Consider the following 19,091-nt stretch of genomic DNA (forward strand, 5'->3'; position numbering starts at 1 on the left):
CCTCACGGACGGTCGAGCGCCGGCCGGGGAGGCCGTGTTCGAGGCGGTACGGGATGGGAGGAGATGAATGACCACGGGCAAGACGTCGTTCCCCACCAGGCGGGCAGCCGCCGAACGGAACCGCGAGAAGATCCTGGCGTCCGCCCGAGCCGCCTTCGCGGACGGCGACACCGGCATCTCGATGGCCGAGGTCGCTCGGCGCGCCGGCGTCGGCATGGCCACCCTCTACCGCAACTTCCCCGGACGCCGGGAGCTCCTCGAAGCCCTCTACGCCGACGAGGTCGACGCCATCTGCGAGGCCGCCGTCATCGAGGACGGCCAGACGCCGGGCGAGGCGCTCACCGCCTGGCTGCGGCTGCAGTTCGACTTCATCCCCAACAAGCGCCTCATCGTTTCCGAACTGCTGGAGCACGCCGACCAGGACGGCCTCCCGAGCCGGCGCGGGCAGGCACTCGATGCCGGGCGGCCGCTGCTGACCGCGGCGCAGGACGCCCGCGAGATCCGCGACGACCTCACGCTCGAGCAGATCTTCGACCTGATCGTCGCCATCGCCAAGATCCCCGGCTCCCCGGACTACCTCGAACCGATGATCCAGACCATGCTCGACGGCCTCCGCCTCCCGGCCGACAAGGCCGCCCGCCGATAGCCGTCCGTCAACGCACGGTTCTCGCCCGCTGGTGAACGCCGCTCGGCTTCACGTCAGACGTGTGTGGCTGAGGAGAGCCGGGACGTCGCCCCCTCGCGCAGACGGGACGGATGGGTCGTACGCGGGCGCGAGCGGCTTCCCGCTCAAGGACGTACGCCGTGACGACCTCGCCTACGCCGTACGCGTCGTGGCGGCGGCCGAGTGGCTCCTGGCTCCGACGGTGACCCGGCGGCTGATCTCCGACCTGACCACGCGCCGCCCCCGCGCGCAGCGGTCATCGCCGCTACTTACGCCGAGGATTTCGTGGGCTCTGACTCACAAAATCCTCGGCGCTCGTCCACGCCTGAGACCGACCGGCAAATGGATCACCTGAGGCGGCGGCTGGTGGGTCGGCCATCCCGGCGGTAGCGGTTGCGTGCCTGCCAGATCAGCATCCACGAAGTGTGACGAGGGTAGCGGCGAGGCAGAGGTAGAAGTCCACGACCCTGCCGTTTCTCTCGGTCCATCGCGAAGCATGCCGTAGCCGTTCATCCACGAATGCGTGCGCTCGACGGGCCGGCGCCTGCCGGCCTGGATTGGGGCGGGCACACCCTTGTGGGCGATCTCGGCACTGAACCCCGACTCGGCTATCGACTCACGGGACTTGATGCTGTCGTAGCCCCGATCGAGGTCGAAGCTCACGGTGTGCTGCAGCATGCCGACCTGCTCCTGCGCGGCGTCCAGGTCAGTCCGAGCAGCGGTGAGTCGTGCCTTTTCCCCTGTCGGAGACGATCCCCAGCGGGACGCCGCGGGCGTCGCAGGCGGCGAAGCGCTTGAGCCCCTGCGTGCCCCGGTCTGCTGGCGAGCGGCCGGAGAACCCTTGCCGGGACCGCTCTTTCCCTGAGCTCAGGGCAGGTTCACCACGGGAGGTTCCCGGATCGGTCGATGAACTGTCCCGTCGGCCCGTCCGGGCCGATCGTCGCGAGGGTCACGATGGACTCTGCGCCGTCGGCGACGCTGTGTCCGAGGCCACCGGTGAAGTCGGTCGCGGTCTGCCCGGGGTCCGCGGCGTTGACCTTCACGTCCTTCAGTTCCTTGGCGTACTGCGTCGTGAGCATCGTGACCGCGGCCTTCGAGGCGCTGTAGAGGGGCAGCGCGTACTGCGACTCGACCCGCGCAGGGTCCTGGGTCATACCGAAGGAGCCCATCCCGCTGGACACGTTGACGATGACGGGGTTCGGCGATGTGCGCAGCAGCGGGAGGAAGGCGTGCGTGACGCGCACGATCCCGACGACGTTCACGTCGAGCACGGCGCTCATGTCGGCCGCGGTGTACTCCTCGACGGGGCCGACCTTGCCGAGGACGCCGGCGTTGTTGATCAGGACGTCGATCGTTCCCTCATGCGCGGCGACATCCGCGGCCGCGGCCTGGACCGAGGCGTCGTCGGTCACGTCGATCTGAACGAACCGGGCGCCGAGCGACTCGGCCGCGGCCCGACCGCGCTCACGGTCGCGGGCACCGAGGATGACGGTGTGCCCCGCCTCGACGAGGCGACGAGCGGTTTCAAAACCGAGGGACTTGTTGGCCCCGGTGATGAATGTGGTGGTCATGCCGGCTCCTCCTGATCCGAACAGCACGGTCGTGGCTGTTCACGCACTCCATGCTGGGCCTGCGGGAGGGTCGGCGGGAGCTACAGGACTTAGTGGTATCGCGCGTACCACCCAGCAGCCCGGTCCACCGGACGGGGCATAACGCGGGCCTTCATCCCTGCGGGGACATCCTCTGGACCCCAATGGCCGCAAGCAGGTCGAGTTTGCTGCGGGCGTCGGTGCCTGGCTGCGGCGTGTACACCACGAGGCGGAGGTTCGTGTCCTGGGTGTTGAGGATGTCGGAGTTCAGGGCGATGTCTCCGACATCCGGATGCTGGGCGATCTTGTGCGCACTCTGGTGACCGCCCACCGCTCGGCGGCTCCACAACTCGCAGAACCGTGGGCTGAGGTTCAGCCTCGATACCAACGCCGCGAGGTCGGGATCGTCGGGGTACCGGCTCGTCGTCGCGCGCAGGTCGGCGACGAGGGACTCCTCGAACGCCGCCCGCTCGGCCGCCGTCTGCCGGACCCGCGGCAGTTCCCCCAGGAACTGCCAGACCAGGACGTTGCGGTCTCCCACACCCTGGAGTGTGGGATCGCCGAACGTGGCCGCGAACAGCGGATTCCAGTGCAGCAGCTGCCAGGTGGCGTCGTAGATCGCCAGCGGGTTGCCGGCGAGCTGGTCCACGATCCGGTACAGGCTCCCTGGGATCATTCGTGGAACCCGACGCAGGTCCGATGCGTGACCGGCCATGCGCAAAAGGTGCGCATGCTCGTCGTCGGACAGCTGCAGGGCGCGAGCCAGGGCCGAGCAGACCTGCGCCGAGGGTGTCGCCACCCGTCCCTGCTCCAGCCGGACCACGTACTCGACCGAGATGCCGGCCAGCGTCGCCAGCTCCGCGCGTCGCAGACCGGGGACCCGACGGGGTGAGCCGTGTGCGAAGCCCACCGTCGCGGGGTCCAGCCGGTCCCGCCACGCCCGCAGCGCGGCACCGAGTTGATCCATGAACACCATCCTCCCGCACCCCCCGCCCCGCTGGGTGGTACGCGCCGTACCACGAAGTCCCGTAGCTCCCGCCGACGCTCCCCAGGGCTCAGTGTCGAGTCGTGAACGATGCTGTTCGGAGTCAGGAGGAGCGAGCATGACCACCATGTCGAACCACTACGTCACCGTGCTGTGGGAAGCCCGGGCCAAGCCGGGGAAGGAAGCCGCGATGAAGGCGTTCATGACGGCAGCCGTCACCGCATCGCGCCACGACGCGGGCAACATCGACTACGAGGCTCACCAGGTCGAGGGAGAACCGGGCACGTTCGTCATCTTCGAGCGCTGGGAGAGCCGCGAGGCCCTCGAAGGCCACCTGCAGGCACCCCGCATGCAGGACCTGGTGCCCCAGCTGCTGGAACTGATGGACGGCAGCATCGAGGACGGGATCCGCATCCTGCAGCCGTTCCGCCCGGCACGGTAGGCCGACCCGGAGCACGGCGGTCGTGGTCGTCGTCGTGACCTTGGCCTGGTCGGCGATCGGTGTCGCGCACGAGGCCACCGGGGAGCGGGCCGCGACCGGCAGCGCCATCGCACGCGATGAATCCGGCCACGTCGCCGATCACCCCGGGAGACTGGTCGCCGTGGATGAGGTCGAAGTCGTCGTCGCCCATTCCGAGCGCGCGACCCTGCGCGTCGGCGACGTGTTCCTGAAGGTGGATGCCGATCAGGCGCGCATCGACGTCGAGGTCGAGGCGATGACCCTGGCGCCGGTCCCGACCCCGAAGGTCCTGTGGCGCGCGCCGCCCGTGCTCGCGATCGCCGCGGTCCCGGGGACGGCGCTCGGGCGCCTCGGCGAGCCGTCGCCCTCGTCCCCGGCGGCGTGGGCCGCGGCGGGTGCCGCCATCCGGACGTTGCACGACGCGCCATTGCCGCACTGGCCCGGCCGGGCGGACCAGGGCATCGACGAGTTGGCGGCGGATCTCGACGGCGAATGCGAGTGGCTCGTGACGAACGGCGTCCTGCCCGCCGACCTGGTCACCCGCAACCGTCAGGTCGCCGAGGCCGCGCTCCGGCCGTGGACTCCGGTGTTCACGCACGGCGACCTGCAGATCACTCACATGTTCGTCGACGACGACGAGATCACGGGCATCATCGACTGGTCCGAGGCCGGCCGGGGTAATGCCCTGTTCGACCTGGCCACGTTGACGCTCGGACACGAGGAGCACCTCGGCGACGTCGTCGCTGGCTATGGCGCCGACGTCGACCTCGACGTGATCCGCGCGTGGTGGTCATTGCGAAGCCTGCTGGGGGTTCGCTGGCTGGTCGAGCATGGCTTTGACCCGTTCGCGCCGGGCTGTGAAGTCGACGTGCTGAGATCCCGGATGTGAGGCTACGCGGGCCCGACTGCTACGAGTCGTCCTCGCGCAGCCACCCGCCATGGTCCGCCGGTGAAGACCGGCCGGTGAAGGCGGCCGATCGCCGGGGCCGCCGGTCGGCGGCGGTCGGCCTGCGACTTGTGCCGAGGATTTTGTTGGCTCTGACCTACGAAATCCTCGGCGCTCATCCACGCCTGGCTGAAACCCGGACCCGTTCGCGCGGAGCGGCCAGGCTCGACGGCGGTCACGGCCACCTTGGGAGGAGTTCGAACCAGACCGCCTTTCCGTGGGCGGTGGGATGCCAGCCGGCGTCGGTGGAGAGCGCGCCGACGATGAGGAGGCCGCGCCCGGTCGTGGCGTCGAGCCCGGGATCCCTGGTGGCCGGCGGCTCGCTGGACGGGTCGTGGACCTCGACCCGCAGCCGTTCCTCGTCCCGGATCAGAACGAGCCGCAGCGTCGAGCCCGGCATCGCCGTGGCGTAGCGGACCGCGTTGGTGACGAGTTCGCAGCCGAGCAGCTCGGCCGTTTCCGCGGCGTCCGGAATCCCCCACGCGAGAGGGACCGCCGTCAGGAAACGGCGTGCCGGCGTCGCCGACTCAGGTCGTATCGGAAGCCGCATCTCCCCGAGCAGCACGCCGTGAATCTCCCCGCGTTCCCAAGCGATACGACGTTCTTCTGCTATGCGATGCATGACCGGCACCGCCCCTCTCGGTCATTTGATTCCGCCGATTCGCCACCATCCTGGCCATGAACAACTACGCTGGGTACAGGCGTGGATACCCAGCACGGAATACCTTTCACTTCGTGAATTCACCCCGCACTGAGGTGAGGGCCCGTGAACCCCCCGGAAAGCAGTACAGAAAGGGACATAGATGCGCAGTCCAACGCTGATCGCACTCGGTTCCGAACTACGCCGCTACCGACTCGCCGCCGACAACATGACCCAGGGCCACCTCGCCAAGCTGATCAACTACTCGGAGGGGATGATCAGCAACGTCGAGACCGCCCAGAAGGTCCCGCGCCGCGACTTCGTCGAACGCTGTGACAAGGCCCTCAAGACCGGCGGCGCCCTCCTGGTCCTCCACGGCCTCCTCAAACACGAGACCCACCCCGTCGAGTCGTTCGCCCGCTACGCCGAAGCCGAGCGCGAAGCCTCCTGCATCCGCATGTGGGAACTCGTCGTCATCCCCGGAATCTTCCAGACACCTGAATACGCTCGGGCGCTTCTTTCGGCGGGTCGCCCGACCGCCAGAACGGAGATCATCGACGACCTCGTCGCCGCGCGGATCGAACGCCAGGAGATCCTCAGCCGGGACACGCCCCCTGTCCTCTGGACGGTCCTCGACGAGATGGTCCTAAGACGTCCAATCGGAACGAAGGAGGAGCACCGTGCCCAACTCGATCACCTGCTCGAGATGGCCGCGCGGCCTGGTGCCACCGTCCAAGTCATCCCTTTCGGGACCGGCGCACACGCTGGACTGACGTCCAGCTTCAGAATTCTGAGCTTCGACGACTCCGCGGACATCGCCTACAGTGAAGATCCAGCCACCGGAAATTTCCACGAGAGGCCAGACCTCGTGAAGGCGATGTCGCAGACATACGACGCCTTGCGCGCTGTCGCATTGCCGGTGTCCGCGTCGTTGGACCTGATCCGGCAGATTCGGGAGGAACTATGAAGCCCCAAGCCTCAAGCTGGCGCAAGTCCAGCCACTCCGGCGCCAACGGTGGTGAGTGTGTCGAAGTCGCCACCGTTACCGTACGCGCCTGACTGCGCGACACTCCGCGTCGTCCCCTTGCCGATCCCTGCGTCATTGGACCTCATCCGGCAGGTCCGGGGGAGAATATGAACTTGAACGCCTCCGACTGGCGAAAGTCCAGCCACTCCGGCGCCAACGGTGGTCAATGCGTCGAAGTCGCCGTCGTCACCTCCCGATCCTGACCGCGAGGCCGCGCGTTCGCCTGGCCTTGAAGCGTGCCGTGAGGTGGGCGGCCACGGAGGCCGCCAGGAGCACGGTGAGGGTGGCCAGGAATGGATTGACGAAGGCGGGAACCGTGTCGGTGCCGCAGGAGGTGTCGTGCAGGGGCAGCAGGCTCCGTCCGCCGCCGTGCCTCATCGCTCCGCCTGACGGGTCGAAGCGGCACACTCGGTCCTTGACGTCGGCCATCCCCTCGTCCAGGTGGCTCAGCCCGTACCCGTAGGTCGCCACCACGGCCAGGAGCACGGCCCACGACGACCGGCCCCACGTCAGCGCCGCCCTCGGTGCCGATGACAGGCCCGATCTGACGGCCGCGACCGCCATCAGGCAGGCGGCGGAGGTGGCCAGAGGCCATCCGAGGGCCAGGGAGAACGCGGCGATGAGGGCCGGTAGCAGCACGAACTTCGGCGCGGTCACGGCCAGGAGCAGCAGCCCACCACCCAGTACGGCGGCCGCCCACCATCCGGCCCGGCGCAGCGCACCGGCGCGGGCCGTCGACCGCACCTGCACGGCGAACAGCGTGACCAGCAGGCTCGGCGCACCGACCAGGAGCAGCGTGTTGAACGCGCCCTCACCGTACGCGGCGAAGGCCAGCGCCGTCCCGACGGCGGCGGTGACCGCGGCGGCCACCGCCTGCTTGGTCGCGACTCCCATGAGTGGATCATCGCACCGCGCCTCCGTTGTGGACGGCCGCCCGGTCAGCGGGCCGTGGCGAGGAGGTGGCGTCGCGTTGCCGTGAGCTTGCGGGGATCGGTCACCGTATGGAGGGTGCGGACGCGGGTCTGGTCGATGTCCAGGACGGTGACGCCGAGCAGCGCGTCGGCCCGTACGAAGAGCAGGGCGGGGGCGGCGTTGGCCTCGGTGACGAGTGTCCGTGGCGCGAAGCGGGCGAGTGCCGTTCCGGCCAGCCGGCCGACCTCGTCCCGGCCGCGTACCCGCCGCCGGGCGGACGGGCCGGCGTCCACCCACGCGGTGACGTCGGCGGTCAGGAGGTCCTCCAGCGCCACCAGGTCACCGGACCGGGCCGCGGCGATGAACCGATCGGCGAGGCGGCGGGCCTGGTCGTCCGGGGCGGCGAAGCGGGGGCGCCCGTCGCCGATCCGGCGGCGGGCACGGCTGTGGACCTGGCGGCAGTTGCCCGCGGACGTCGAAACGAGGGCGGCGATGTCCTCGTACGGGTAACCGAACGCCTCGCGCAGGACGAAGACGGCGCGTTCGACCGCGGTCAGGCGTTCGAGGAGGACGAGCAGCGCGAGGGATACGGATTCGCGCTGTTCGGCGGTTTCCAGGGGGCCGAGGGCGCCGTGTCCGGTGAGCACGGGTTCCGGCAGCCATGCTCCGGTTCGTTCGTGCCGGACGCGGGCCGAGGCCAGGTGATTCAGGCAGAGGTTGGTGACGACCTTGGTCAGCCAGGTGCCGGGAGTCTCGATCGCCCGCTGGTCGGCGGCGTGCCAGCGCAGGAACGTCTCCTGGACGATGTCCTCCGCGTCGGCCGCCGATCCCAGGAGCCGGTACGCGAGCCCGAACAGCCGGCCCCGCTCGCCGCCGAAGAAATCCCCGATCGTTGTCACAGAACGCCCCTCTGTCTTGTCTCCACTGGCGTCCACGGCCCAGCGGACCGACCAGAGGGAGCGCGATGACATCGAAGGCAGAGATCGTTCACCGATTCTACGAGGACATGCTCAACCAGCAGCGGCCGGAACTGGCCGAGGAGCTCATCACGCCGGACATGACCACTCACGATCCGGACGCGCCTCGCGGGCCCGCGGCCGTACGGCGGGTGGATGAGTTCATGCGCGCGGGGTTCTCGGACCTGCACTACCAGATCGAGGACGTGATCAGCGAAGGGAACAAGGCGGCCGTGCGCTGGACGATGACCGGCACGCACGACGGCGACTTCTTCGGCAACCCGCCGACCGGCCGGAAGATCGAGATCAGCGGCAACGTGATCTTCGGCTTCGAGGGTGACCGGGTCGGCGAGATCTGGGCCGTGGTCGACGTGAACCGCCTGCAGCGGCAGATCGGGGCGGCCCCGTCCTCCTGAGCTCGGCCGGGGGGACCGGCGCCGTACGGAAGGCTCGGTGAAGGACCGATCCGCCGGGTGCGGCGGATCGGTCCTGCGGTCGTCGAGCGTTCCGTACGCGCCCGCTTCGGCCCTCCCGGAGCGGCCTTCGGGTGGTCGGCGGCTCCGCGCGGCGCGCCTGTCGATTCCCGGCGGAACCCGGTTCACGGGTTCGGGGAAAAGCGGGTGACAGCGCACTCTGCGCAAGGCCGGAACACCGGCCACAAGAGACAGGAGCCGTATGACTGTGACGACCCGACAGGGCGTGAACGACGCCGCTGTGATCGAGCAGTCCTGGCAAGAGCCCGGGGTGTTCGCCGCGCTCTACGAGCGGCACGCCCCTCACATCAGCCGGTACGTCGCCCGCAGGCTGGGGGACGGTATGGCGGACGACGTCACCGCCGAGACGTTCTACCGGGCGTTCGAGAAACGCCGACATTACGACCTCGGACGGCCGGACGCCAGACCCTGGTTGTACGGGATCGCCGCGAACGTGATGGCGCAGTACCACCGCAAGGAGACGCGGATGCTGCGGGCGTTCGCGCGCAGCGGCGCGGATCCCGTGGCGCAGACCTACGGCGGCCAGCTGGACGGCGCCGACGACCGGGTCATGGCGACCGGAATGCACCAGTCGCTCGCGGCGGCCCTGGCCGGTCTCAGCCGGGCCCACCGGGAGGTCCTGCTGCTGATCGCCTGGGCCGACCTGTCCTACGAGGAGACCGCCCAGGCGCTGGGCGTCTCCGTGGGGACGGTGCGGTCGCGGCTGCATCGGGCTCGAAAGAAGATCCGCGCCGCTCTCGGCGACGGGAACCCCATGTTCGTCTCGGATGAAGGCTGAGGTACCGACCGTGAACGAGCTCGATCTGATGCGCACGATGCGCACCGACGCTCCGATCCCCTCCCAGCGGCGACTGGACGCCGGCCGGGAGCGGCTCCTCCAGGCCATCGACGGCTCGCCCGGCGCCCGGCGTCCCGTACGGGCGGGCCGGCGTTCCAGGGGTGTACGGACCATGGTCCTCGCCGCCGGTGGAGTGGCCGCCGTCGCCGCCGGGGTGACGGTGGTCTCGCAGACGGGCGGCTCCCCCGTGACGGTGCACGGCTCCCCCGCCGCCGTGTCGGCCAGGTACGACAACCCGCTGGTGGAACGCGCGGCCTTCGGCTGGCTGCCCTCCGGCATGCACGCCAACGGTTACGTCGCCGACCGTCAGACGGACAACTTCTTCCAGGTCGTCGCGCAGAAGACCGGAAAGAGCGGGGGCATCGTGACCCTCACCGCGTACGCGGCCGGCAAGGAGCCCTTCCTGGGGTACCTGCCGGGAGGTGTCCCGGCCAAACGGATCCCCGCCCCATCCGTCAACGGCCACTCCGCCTACTGGATCTTCAAGCCGGACCCGTCCGGGCAGTCGCAGTTCTCGCTGCGCTGGCAGCCGGCCCCGAACCGCTGGGCCCAGCTGGAGGGCGACGCCCTGCCCGGGAACGCCGCCGAGCTGGCCCGGACGGCCAACCGGATCGCCGCGTCCGCGAAGTTCGGCGGCACCCGGCCGATCGCGATGCCCCTGCACGTCGGGGGCGTGCCCGCCGGGCTGACGCCGAAGCGCACGGTGCTGAACAACGGCGCGTTCGACCAGGTCAGCGCATCCTTGGGCTTCATCGTCGACGGGCCGTCATCGGATCTGGAGATCGGCGTCACCAAGTCGGACGGCACGGTCGGTACCGGCGTCCCCGGCGGGCCCGGCAAGCCCGGGCGGGGGCTGCCTCGTCCCAACACGAAGCTGGACGGGTATCCCGCCTACGTGGCACCGACGATCCTGTACGCCTACGGGGTCAACGGCTTCAACGTACAGATTCACGCGTCCGGGTCGATCCTCGCGAAGCTCAACAAGACCGGCGGAGTCACCGGCCTGTTCCACCGGCTGAAGGTCCTCGGCGCCGACCCGTCGCACTGGACCCCGACCCCCGTCAACTGACCCCCGGCGCCGGTACCCCCCGTACGGGCGGTACCGGCGCCGTCCCCCGCCAGGCGCGGCTCATCACGTGTGCCGCGCGATCCAGTCGAGGATCCGGTCCGGATCGCGCTGGAAGTGCAGGTAGCCGTCCCAGCGCCGGGTGGTCCCGTAGATCCAGAACAGCTCCTTCGGCAGGTCCTCCCGGTCGGGGAGGGCGTCGAAGATCGCTTGCACGTCGTCCGGCCGGGTCCTCGGGTCGTCGTGGACCTGGTAGACGAGTGTCGGCGTACGGACGCTGCGCGCGGCGTTCGCGGGGGACATGGCGTCGATGGCGAAGCCGGTGCGCAGCCTGATCCGCCGGTCGAGCTCGTCGATCCACTCGACGGGGACGCCCTGCCGCTCCAGTCCGCGTTCGAGGACCGCGCGGGCGGACAGCGGCTGGCAGGCGACGAGGCACCGCACGTCCTCGAACTCCCGTGGCGCCCGCTCCATCGCGAACAGGGTGGCGTTGGCCCCGAGGCACCGGCTGAACAGCGCGATCCTCGCGTCCCGCAGCTCCGGGCGGGAGCGCACGTACCGCAGGGAGCCGATGACGTCGCTGGACTCGAAGATGCCGCCCGTCGTCAGTCCGCCGTCGGCGGCGCCGCTGCGGCCGAAGTTGCGCAGGTCGTAGGCGAGGACGTGGTGGCCGGCGGCGTGCAGGAGCGCGATGTCCGGGACAAGGTCGACCTCGATGTCGTTGCCGGTGTCGGCGAACATCGAGCGCCAGGGTTCGCGGTGGGACGGAAGCCCGGAGCGGCTGAACCATCGAGGGTGGTTGACGATCACGACGGTGTCCGAGCCCTCGGCCGGGACGAACCATCCCTCCAGCGGCGTGCCGTCCTCGGAGGGGAAGGTGACGTCCTCGAACCGCAGCCCGTGCTCGGCCGGGCTCCCCAGGACGGGCGACCGTTGTGACGTGCTGAAGCCGGCGGCCATTCTGGTGAACAACGCGTCGAGCCGTTCGTCGGGACGATCGGCGACGGCGTGCGCGGTCTCGGGCCGTTCGGTCATGCGGAACACCTCCGGTGACGGGCCGGACGCCGCCGGCCCGTCGGGTCGTCTCGGGGTCAGGCGGCCTGCACGGCGGGCTTGAGGACGTCCTCGCACCACTGCCGGAACGTCGTCGGGGTGTCGATCGCGTGCTGCGGCGTGCGGGTGACCCCGTTCACCAGGCCGTCGTCCACGGCGATCGCCATGTCCGTGGCGCTCTGGGCCATCGCGTCGGACATGCCGAAGCCGGTGAGCTGGTCCTTGAACGACTGGGCGGGGACCTGCTGGTATTTCACCGAGGTTCCGAGCACCTCGGAGATGACGGCGGTCATGTCGTCGTACGACAGGTCCTCGGGACCGAGCAGCGGGACCTCCTCGCTGCCGGTCCACGAGGTGTCGAGCAGCAGCCGGGCGGCGACGGCGGCGATGTCGCGGGTGGCGACGGTCGGCATCCTGCGGCCGGGCGAGACGGCGTCGAAGAGCATGCCCTGCCCCTTGATCACCCGGACCTGCCGGAGCACGTTGTCCATGAACGGAGCCGCGGCCAGGGCACGGAACGCCACGCCGGTGCCGGCGATCAGGTCGTCCATGGCCAGGGACGCGGTCACGTGCCCGGCCCGGCCGGCGTACGGGGTGCCGCGGCCCACGGAACTGACGTCGACGACGCGCTTGACGCCCCGGTCACGCAGAGCCTCGGCCGCCGGGCGGGTGAAGCCGACGTAGGCGTCCTCGGGGCTCGCGGCGCGGGGGTCGGTCGGCAGCAGCCAGAACACCGCGTCGGCGCCGTCGAACGCGCGGGCGAGGACCTCGGGATCGCCGTGCGAGCCCTGGACGACCTCGACCCGGTCGCGGACGTCGGCGGGCAGCTTGGCGGGGTCCCGCACGATGACCCGGACCGGCTGGTCGCCGGCGAGGACGTTCGCGAGGACCTGGCTGCCGATCTGGCCGGTGGGGGCGGTAACGACGATCATTGCTTCTCTCCAGCACACTGGGGTGAGTGACGAGCTAAATAAACTGTACCGTACCGTTTACTTTTTGAGGGCGGATGAGCCGAGCAAATGAACCGCAGCGGCGCGGGGAGGCCCTGCGCCGCCACATCCTGCTGGTGGCCAAGGACGTGTTCCTCGAGACCGGCTACGAACGGGCGTCGATGGACGCCGTCGCGGCACGCGCCGGCACGTCGAAGCGGTCGCTGTACGCGCACTTCGAGAGCAAGGACAAGCTGTTCCTCGCGGTCCTGGAACTGATCCGCGAGCTGTACCTGGGCCGGCTGAAGACCCCGGACGCGTACGCCGAGGACCCCGCCGAGGCGGTGGCGCTGTTCTGCGGCCGGTTCCTGCAGCTGATGGTCTGGGAGGCGCAGGTGCGGACCTGCCGGCTGAGCATCACCGAGGCCGAGCGGCTGCCGGGCAGTTCGAACGCCTACTACGACGCCATCTTCGCCAGCACCCACGAGCGGCTGACCGCGTACCTGGTCGAGCGGTTCGGAATGGATGACGCGGACGGCGCCGCGCTCGCGGAGGACCTGATCGGCCGCACCGTGCTACCGCGGCTGTTCCGCACCCTGCTCAACGTCGACGACGTGATCAAGGACATGCCCGAGGAGGCGAACCTCGCCGACGACGTCGACCTGACCGCCATCCGCCGCCTGGTCGCCACCGCGCTGCCCGCCTGAACACCGCCGAGGATCTCGGCGGTCCCGACGGACGAGACCCTCGGCGCTCATCGCCGGTCGTCGACGACGCGGAGGAAGCGCGTGCCCCACTCGCGGACGAACGCGGTCAGCTCGGGCGGACCGACGATCTCGAAGTCGGCGCCGATCGCGCCGAGCAGCATCGTCGGCCACTTCAGGCCGTCGACGGTCATCAGCAGCCGGCACCGCTCGTCGTCGACCTCCTCGACCGTGCCCCAGCGCGAGACGGCGGTGCGGACGTCCGCCGCCGGGGCGTGGACGAGCACCTCCACGTCGTACGCCGCGGGCATGGTGCTGAAGCCCGCCCGCACGAACGCGGCGGCGTCCTCGGCGGGCAGGTCGCGGGGGCGGAAGCGCTCGCCCGTGCTGCCCGGGTCGGCCAGGCGGTCGAGGCGGAAGCTGCGCCAGTCGTGGCGGGTCAGGTCGTACGCGACGAGGTACCAGCGGCGGCCGAGGGAGACGAGCCGGTGCGGCTCGACGTGGCGGGCGGTCAGCTCGCCGTCCCGCGCCCGGTAGGAGAACCGCAGCCGCTCCTCGTCGCGGCAGGCCTGGGCGACGGCGGTCAGCACGTCGGCGTCGATGGTCGGGCCGGCGCCCCAGGCGGCGGGGACGGTGACCGTGCGGAGCGCGTCGATGCGGCGGCGCAGACGGGGCGGCATCACCTGGATCACCTTGGTCAGCGCCCGTACGGCCGACTCCTCGATTCCGGCGACGGCGCCCTGCGCGGCCATCCGCAGGCCGATGGCGAGGGCGACGGCCTCCTCGTCGTCGACCACGAGCGGGGGCAGCGCGGCGCCGGGCGCCAGCTGGTAGCCGCCGTCCACGCCGCGGTGCGCGACCACCGGATAGCCCAGCTCCCTCAGCCGGTCGACGTCGCGGCGGAGCGTCCGGGGAGAGACGCCGAGGCGATCGGAGAGCTCGCGGCCGGGCCAGTAGCGGTGGGTCTGCAGGAGGGACAGCAGCCGGAGGGTGCGTGAGCTCGTGTTCGCCATGTCTCCAGGGTCCCGGTCATTGAGGTCAGGAAGTGGCCGCTATGGAGCCTAACGTCGGTTCCAACGACCTCGTTCCACGGGAGATGGTGTTGACCGAAATCCTCGAATCCCCCATCGCGGCCGGTGAGCGGACCGCCGCGCCGTACCGCCTGCGGTGGCTCGCCTTCTCCGCCGTCCTGGCCTCGAGCGTGATGGACCTGCTGGACAGCACGGTGATCAACACGGCCGCGCCGGCGATCCGTGCGAGCCTCGGCGGCTCGTACGCGACGCTGCAGTGGATGGCGGCCGGGTACACCATGGCGCTCGCGGTGATCCTGCTCATCGGCGGGCGGCTCGGCGACATGTTCGGGCGCAAGCGGATGCTGCTGGTCGGCGTCGCGGGCTTCACGGTCGCGTCGGTGGCCTGCGCCACCGCGATCACGCCGACCATGCTGATCGTCTCGCGGGTGCTGCAGGGCGCGTTCGGGGCGGTGATGCTGCCGCAGGGATTCGGGCTGATCCGGGACCTGTTCCCGCCCGCGGAGATGAAGAAGGCGTGGACCGCGTTCGGCCCGGTGATGGGGCTGTCGGCGGTGCTCGGCCCGATCATCGGCGGCACGCTCATCCACGCCGACCTGTTCGGCACCGGCTGGCGGATGATCTTCCTGGTCAACGTGCCGATCGGCGCGTTCGCGCTGACCGTCGCGGCGCGGTTCCTTCCCGCGACGCCGCCCGCCGTGCGCTCGGCCCGCCTCGACCTGCCCGGTGTCGCGCTCGCCGCGTCCGGCATCTTCATGCTGATCTTCCCGCTGGTCCAGGGGCGTGAGCTGGGCTGGCCGTCCTGGGCGGTCGCGCTCCTCGTCGCCTCCGTTCCCGTGCTCGCGCTGTTCGCGGCCTCCCAGGTCCGCCGCAAGCGGGCCGGAACGACGCCGCTGGTCGAGACCGGTGTGTTCGCCCGGCGCTCGTACGCCTCCGGCGTCCTGTTCGCGATCGCCTTCACCTGCGCGATGGGCGGCACTCTGCTCACGCTCGGCGTCTTCATGCAGGTCGGCCTCGGGTACAGCCCGCTGCGCGCCGGGCTCACGACGGCGCCCTGGGCGTTCGGCGCGATGATCGGGTCCGCGGTCAGCGGCATGCTCATGATCAAGCTCGGCCGCCGGCTCCTGCACCTCGGGCTGGCCGGCATGGGCACCGGCCTGGCCGTCCTCTACGCCGTGTTCGAGTACGCCGGGCCCGGTCTCACCAGCCTCGACTTCGTCGCCCCGCTGCTCATCGGCGGGACCGGGATGGGCATGATCTTCGTGCCCATGTTCGACATCATCCTCGGCGAGGTCGCCGACCACGAGGTCGGCTCGGCGTCCAGCACCCTCCAGGCGATCCAGCAGCTCGGCATGTCGCTCGGCGTCGCGGTGATCGGCACGGTGTTCTTCGGGCTCCTCGGTGCGCAGGCGCACCACAACTTCGACGCGACGGCCGCGCCCCGGCTGCGCGCGGAGCTGACCCGGGCCGGAGTGCCCGCCCCGGCCCGGGCCGGGATCGTCGCCGGTGTCCGGACGTGCGTGCACGACCGGGAGGGCGAGAAGGACCCGGACGTCGTGCCGGCGAGCTGCCGCGCCACCGGCTCTTCCTCACCTGCGGTGGTCAAGGCCGTCACGACGGCCGGTCTGGACACCCACCGGCGGGACTCGCTCGACGCCGCGAAGACCACGGCGCTCGTCACGATCGGGCTGATCGTGCTGGCGTTCGGGCTCGGCTTCCTGCTCCCGAGGACGGCCCGCCCGGAGACCGCCCCGGCCTGACGGTCAGAACTCCGCACCCCTGGCCGTCCGGCCCCGGCCCGACGCCACGGCGTCCCCGGCCGTACCGGCCTGACGCCACGAACGCCCGTGCCCCCGGCCGACCGGCCGGGGGCACGGGCATCTCAAGCGAGGCAGCCCTCTCAGGCGAGGCAGCCGCCTCAGACGAGCCGGGGCTCTCAGGCGAGCCAGCCGTCGCCGAAGTCCTCGCAGGCGTTCACCAGGGCCTCCTCCGTACGGGCGCGGATCGTGATCCAGGAGCGCGCGTCCTCCCGCAGGAGCACGTCCAGGCCCGCGAACCAGCGCGTACCGGGCAGCTGTCCCGACGGGTACTCCGGCAGCGGGAGGCGGGTGTAGCGCTCCAGCACCTCCAGGTCGTCCTCGTCGGCCTCGCGGTAGTCGGCGAGCTCCTCGGCGGCGTGCAGCGACTCCGACAACACGATCTCGGCGCAGGCCAGCGAGAACGAGTCGAGCCACGGCTCCCAGCGCTCGGTGTCCTCGTCCTCCAGGTCGGGCCGGATGCACACGGCGGGGTCCGGGCCGTCGAGCCGGACGCCCCAGCGCGCCGCGCCCTGGTCCTCCTCACGGAACACCAGCAGGCCGTCGTGGACGTACAGCTGCTTCGGCTCGAGCAGTTCGTCCTGGTTGGCGGTCAGGTCCGTGCGCCGGCCGAACAGCGCGTACGCCTCGCGCACCGCGACCGGCAGCGTGATCCCGAGCCGGGTCTCGACCGCGTCCAGGGCGGCGTCGTCCCAGCCGTCCGCGTCCGTGAGCGGGGTCGCCCACGCCGCCGCGAACCCCCGGATGAACCGCCAGGCGCCGGCGCGGTCCACGGCTCCGGCCAGCTCCGTACGTACCTCGAACGCATCGACCATGCCGCGCACCGTACCCGAGCGGTACGGCACCGGCGGGGCGAAGAGATGACGATCCGGTCGCGATGGCGGAGATCATGATCCGGCGCTTCCGGCCGCAACCCGGGCCCGCCCTTCGGGAGAGAAGGGACGTCAAGCGGAATCGAAGACGGGAAGTGAGCATGAAGGGACACGGCGGCCCATGGCCACGCCGAGACCGGTGAGCCGGGCGCAGGAGGCGGCCGGCGATCCGGCGCTCGTCGCGGCCTCCCTGGAAGACCCCGAGTCGTTCGGCGAGCTGTTCCGCCGCCACGCGCCGCGACTCCACGCCTACGTCAAACGGCGTCTCGGGCCCACCCTGGCCGACGACGTGGTGTCGGAGACGTTCGCCGTCGCGTTCCGGCGCCGGGAGAGATTCGACGGGCGCTCGGAGGTCGGCGCGTGGCTGTGGGGCATCGCCAGCAAGCTGATCGCCCGTCACCATCGGCAGGAGACCCGCATGTACCGGGCGTTCGCCCGGACCGGGGTGGACCCCGCCGAGGACGGCGCGGCCGACTCGGCCGACGACCGCATGGCGGCCGCGGCGCTCGGCCCGCACCTGGCCAAGGCGCTCGCCACGCTGAGCGCCCAGGACCGTAACGCCCTCCTGCTGCTCGCCTGGGGCGAGCTGTCGTACGCCGAGATCGCGGCGACGCTGGACCTGCCCCTCGGCACCGTCAAGGCCAAGATCCACCGAGCTCGGAAGAAGCTGCGCAAGGCCCTCCCGGAGGCGAAGAACGATGGATGAACTCGACGCACTGCGGCGGATGCGGACGACGCTGGCCCGGGAGGAGAACCCCGACCGGCTCGCCCTGCGCACCAACTGGCGCTCCGCGCCCGCGCCCCGCCCGCGCGCCCGTCGCCGGCTCGCGGTGCCGCTGATGGGCGTGGTCGCGGCCGGGACGGTGGCCGCGGGATCCGTGGCCGTCCTGTCCGGCCACTCGGATCCGCGCCCTCCGGGCCGTTCGGTCCCGCTCCGCACGGGCGGCGACGGGAACGTCCTGCTCACCGCCGCGACCAGCGCGGAGAAGGCGGCACAGACCGGCGCGTACTGGCACACCAGGCGCATCGACGGAACGATCTACGGGGTCGGCAAGACCAGGGCGGACCACTACATGGTCGAGTCGCGGCAGCAGTACGACAGCTGGGTCGGACGCGACGGCAGGGAGACCAGGAACTACACCGACCTGCCCGCCCGCCCGTGGACCGCCCAGGACGCGGCGAAATGGCGGAAGGCGGGCTCCCCGATGACGGTCGACGTTCCGAGCGGCGATCCCGGAGTGGTGGGGACGCTGTTCCTGAACCCGAAGTCCCCCGTGGGGGCGCCGCATCCGCGTCCCGTGAAGGGCCAGGTTCGGCGGTTCTACGGCATGACGTCCGCGCAGATCGCCGAGCTGCCCACCGAGCCGAAGGCGCTGGAGAAGAGGCTGCTCGCCCTGCGCGGCAACTGGCACGCGTACTCCTCGACCGCGGTCACGGAACGGCTCGGCGCCCTGCGGGGCGAGGAGCGCGTCCGTGCGCTGAGCGACGTGGCCGGGGACCTGCTGGCCGACGCCCCCACCCCGCCGAAGGTACGGGCGGCGGCGTTCCGGATGCTCGCCACGCTGCCCGGTGTACGGGCCGGCGGCACCGCGGCCGATCCCCTGGGCCGCACGGGAACGGTGATCTCCCTGCCGCTGGAGACGACGGTCCCCCTCGGCATCTACACCGCGCCCAAACAGCTCGGCACGTACCGGCGTCAGTGGATCATCGATCCCGGCACCGGCACCCTCCTGGCCGTACGCGATCTCGTGGCCACGCCGCCGCACGGCAGCCGGAGACTTCCGCCGGGCGACGACGGCAGGCCCCGCACCCTGCGCGTCCAGGACATGCCCGACCGGTTCCACCGGCCCGGCGAGGTCTCCTCGTACACGGTGTACGCGGTCACCGAGTGGACGAACGCGAAGCCGGGCACGCCCACTCCCCGGTGAGCGCTCCCGAGGGGACCCGGCGGCGGGTCCCCTCGGCCGGGTCGCTCCGCCCCACGGGTGCCCCATGGGACCGACCGCGACGAGCTTTTCGGAGGCCACAAATGGCCTCCCTCTTGCGTCAGGGGACCATAGCCGGGTGATCATCGCATTCTGATCGCCGCGCTCGCCTCCGCCGGCGAC

The 19,091-nt window shown here is 71.0% G+C and carries 22 protein-coding genes and 1 pseudogene; 13 read left to right on the forward strand and 10 right to left on the reverse strand.

The features are described from left to right. The first annotated feature begins 67 nt into the window (after window positions 1–67). Window positions 68–646, forward strand: coding sequence for a TetR/AcrR family transcriptional regulator (locus tag NE234_RS21780; protein WP_252782321.1), 579 nt, complete (start codon window positions 68–70; stop codon window positions 644–646). Between the two features lie 365 nt (window positions 647–1,011). Here the strand turns inward: NE234_RS21780 and NE234_RS21790 are convergent. The 3 genes and pseudogenes from NE234_RS21790 to NE234_RS21800 form a co-directional block, all read right to left on the reverse strand. Beyond that, window positions 1,012–1,499 (reverse strand): annotated as a pseudogene (locus NE234_RS21790) (transposase); the annotation flags it as partial. Between the two features lie 43 nt (window positions 1,500–1,542). Continuing rightward, window positions 1,543–2,235: an SDR family NAD(P)-dependent oxidoreductase gene (locus NE234_RS21795; RefSeq protein WP_252782322.1), complete on the reverse strand. Its 693-nt coding sequence runs from the start codon at window positions 2,233–2,235 to the stop codon at window positions 1,543–1,545. Between the two features lie 151 nt (window positions 2,236–2,386). Next, entirely contained in the window at window positions 2,387–3,220 is an 834-nt protein-coding gene (locus tag NE234_RS21800) for a helix-turn-helix transcriptional regulator (protein WP_252782323.1), read from the reverse strand. Between the two features lie 136 nt (window positions 3,221–3,356). Between NE234_RS21800 and NE234_RS21805 the strand changes: the two genes are divergently transcribed. Beyond that, window positions 3,357–3,680 (forward strand): putative quinol monooxygenase, encoded by a 324-nt coding sequence (locus tag NE234_RS21805; protein ID WP_252782324.1) that lies wholly within the window; start codon window positions 3,357–3,359, stop codon window positions 3,678–3,680. A gap of 22 nt (window positions 3,681–3,702) precedes the next feature. Continuing rightward, on the forward strand, window positions 3,703–4,587 hold the full coding sequence (locus NE234_RS21810) for a phosphotransferase family protein (protein WP_252782325.1): 885 nt from the start codon (window positions 3,703–3,705) through the stop codon (window positions 4,585–4,587). A gap of 232 nt (window positions 4,588–4,819) precedes the next feature. Here the strand turns inward: NE234_RS21810 and NE234_RS21815 are convergent, their stop codons facing one another. After that, complete coding sequence (locus NE234_RS21815) at window positions 4,820–5,209, reverse strand: ATP-binding protein (RefSeq protein WP_252782326.1); 390 nt, start codon at window positions 5,207–5,209, stop codon at window positions 4,820–4,822. Window positions 5,210–5,447: 238 nt separating this feature from the next. Here NE234_RS21815 and NE234_RS21820 point away from each other — a divergent pair, with 238 nt between their 5' ends. The 3 genes from NE234_RS21820 to NE234_RS46025 all read left to right on the forward strand — a co-directional run bounded on the left by NE234_RS21820 (window position 5,448) and on the right by NE234_RS46025 (window position 6,514). After that, complete coding sequence (locus NE234_RS21820; protein WP_252782327.1) at window positions 5,448–6,251, forward strand: helix-turn-helix domain-containing protein; 804 nt, start codon at window positions 5,448–5,450, stop codon at window positions 6,249–6,251. Further along, window positions 6,248–6,343 carry a DUF397 domain-containing protein gene (locus tag NE234_RS21825; RefSeq protein ID WP_252782328.1) on the forward strand — a complete coding sequence of 32 codons (96 nt, stop codon included), beginning with the start codon at window positions 6,248–6,250 and terminating at the stop codon, window positions 6,341–6,343. Before NE234_RS21820 ends, NE234_RS21825 begins: the two co-directional genes overlap by 4 nt. 75 nt (window positions 6,344–6,418) lie before the next feature. Then, window positions 6,419–6,514 carry a DUF397 domain-containing protein gene (locus NE234_RS46025; RefSeq protein ID WP_406567044.1) on the forward strand — a complete coding sequence of 32 codons (96 nt, stop codon included), beginning with the start codon at window positions 6,419–6,421 and terminating at the stop codon, window positions 6,512–6,514. Here NE234_RS46025 and NE234_RS21830 read toward each other — a convergent pair. Together NE234_RS21830 and NE234_RS21835 are read right to left on the reverse strand one after the other, a co-directional pair. Then, a complete protein-coding gene (locus NE234_RS21830; protein ID WP_252782329.1) occupies window positions 6,498–7,205 on the reverse strand; it encodes a hypothetical protein in 708 nt (235 codons plus the stop codon). The two genes, NE234_RS46025 and NE234_RS21830, sit on opposite strands and share 17 nt — an antisense overlap. Before the next feature lie 44 nt (window positions 7,206–7,249). Next, window positions 7,250–8,122: a sigma-70 family RNA polymerase sigma factor gene (locus NE234_RS21835; protein WP_252782330.1), complete on the reverse strand. Its 873-nt coding sequence runs from the start codon at window positions 8,120–8,122 to the stop codon at window positions 7,250–7,252. A 65-nt stretch (window positions 8,123–8,187) separates the two neighbouring features. On the opposite strand from NE234_RS21835, the gene NE234_RS21840 reads away from it, so the two are divergent. From NE234_RS21840 to NE234_RS21850, 3 genes are all read left to right on the forward strand, one after another. Then, complete coding sequence (locus tag NE234_RS21840) at window positions 8,188–8,595, forward strand: ester cyclase (protein ID WP_252782331.1); 408 nt, start codon at window positions 8,188–8,190, stop codon at window positions 8,593–8,595. Between the two features lie 259 nt (window positions 8,596–8,854). Beyond that, window positions 8,855–9,451, forward strand: a complete 597-nt coding sequence (locus NE234_RS21845) for an RNA polymerase sigma factor (protein WP_252782332.1) — start codon at window positions 8,855–8,857, stop codon at window positions 9,449–9,451. 10 nt (window positions 9,452–9,461) lie between these two features. Then, window positions 9,462–10,580 (forward strand): hypothetical protein, encoded by a 1,119-nt coding sequence (locus NE234_RS21850; protein ID WP_252782333.1) that lies wholly within the window; start codon window positions 9,462–9,464, stop codon window positions 10,578–10,580. A 63-nt stretch (window positions 10,581–10,643) separates the two neighbouring features. On the opposite strand, the gene NE234_RS21855 is transcribed toward NE234_RS21850, so the two are convergent. Both NE234_RS21855 and NE234_RS21860 read right to left on the reverse strand, forming a co-directional pair. Then, window positions 10,644–11,612 (reverse strand): alpha/beta hydrolase family protein, encoded by a 969-nt coding sequence (locus NE234_RS21855; RefSeq protein WP_252782334.1) that lies wholly within the window; start codon window positions 11,610–11,612, stop codon window positions 10,644–10,646. A gap of 56 nt (window positions 11,613–11,668) precedes the next feature. After that, window positions 11,669–12,562: an NAD(P)H-binding protein gene (locus tag NE234_RS21860; protein ID WP_252782335.1), complete on the reverse strand. Its 894-nt coding sequence runs from the start codon at window positions 12,560–12,562 to the stop codon at window positions 11,669–11,671. Window positions 12,563–12,636: 74 nt separating this feature from the next. Between NE234_RS21860 and NE234_RS21865 the strand changes: the two genes are divergently transcribed. Further along, a complete protein-coding gene (locus tag NE234_RS21865; RefSeq protein WP_252782336.1) occupies window positions 12,637–13,266 on the forward strand; it encodes a TetR/AcrR family transcriptional regulator in 630 nt (209 codons plus the stop codon). Between the two features lie 47 nt (window positions 13,267–13,313). On the opposite strand, the gene NE234_RS21870 is transcribed toward NE234_RS21865, so the two are convergent. Further along, entirely contained in the window at window positions 13,314–14,276 is a 963-nt protein-coding gene (locus NE234_RS21870) for a helix-turn-helix transcriptional regulator (protein WP_252782337.1), read from the reverse strand. A gap of 89 nt (window positions 14,277–14,365) precedes the next feature. On the opposite strand from NE234_RS21870, the gene NE234_RS21875 reads away from it, so the two are divergent. Continuing rightward, window positions 14,366–16,054 (forward strand): MFS transporter, encoded by a 1,689-nt coding sequence (locus NE234_RS21875; protein WP_252782338.1) that lies wholly within the window; start codon window positions 14,366–14,368, stop codon window positions 16,052–16,054. 176 nt (window positions 16,055–16,230) lie between these two features. Here NE234_RS21875 and NE234_RS21880 read toward each other — a convergent pair whose 3' ends face one another. Next, window positions 16,231–16,926 carry a hypothetical protein gene (locus NE234_RS21880; protein ID WP_252782339.1) on the reverse strand — a complete coding sequence of 232 codons (696 nt, stop codon included), beginning with the start codon at window positions 16,924–16,926 and terminating at the stop codon, window positions 16,231–16,233. Between the two features lie 178 nt (window positions 16,927–17,104). Between NE234_RS21880 and NE234_RS21885 the strand changes: the two genes are divergently transcribed. Next, the gene (locus NE234_RS21885; protein WP_252782340.1) at window positions 17,105–17,689 is read left to right on the forward strand and encodes an RNA polymerase sigma factor; all 585 of its coding nucleotides are present in this window, start codon (window positions 17,105–17,107) and stop codon (window positions 17,687–17,689) included. Then, window positions 17,682–18,911 (forward strand): CU044_5270 family protein, encoded by a 1,230-nt coding sequence (locus tag NE234_RS21890; RefSeq protein WP_252782341.1) that lies wholly within the window; start codon window positions 17,682–17,684, stop codon window positions 18,909–18,911. The genes NE234_RS21885 and NE234_RS21890 overlap by 8 nt, the downstream gene beginning before the upstream one ends. Window positions 18,912–19,091: the final 180 nt, after the last annotated feature.

This window comes from Actinoallomurus rhizosphaericola, from assembly GCF_024055675.1.
GTDB classification, from domain to species: domain Bacteria; phylum Actinomycetota; class Actinomycetes; order Streptosporangiales; family Streptosporangiaceae; genus Actinoallomurus; species Actinoallomurus soli.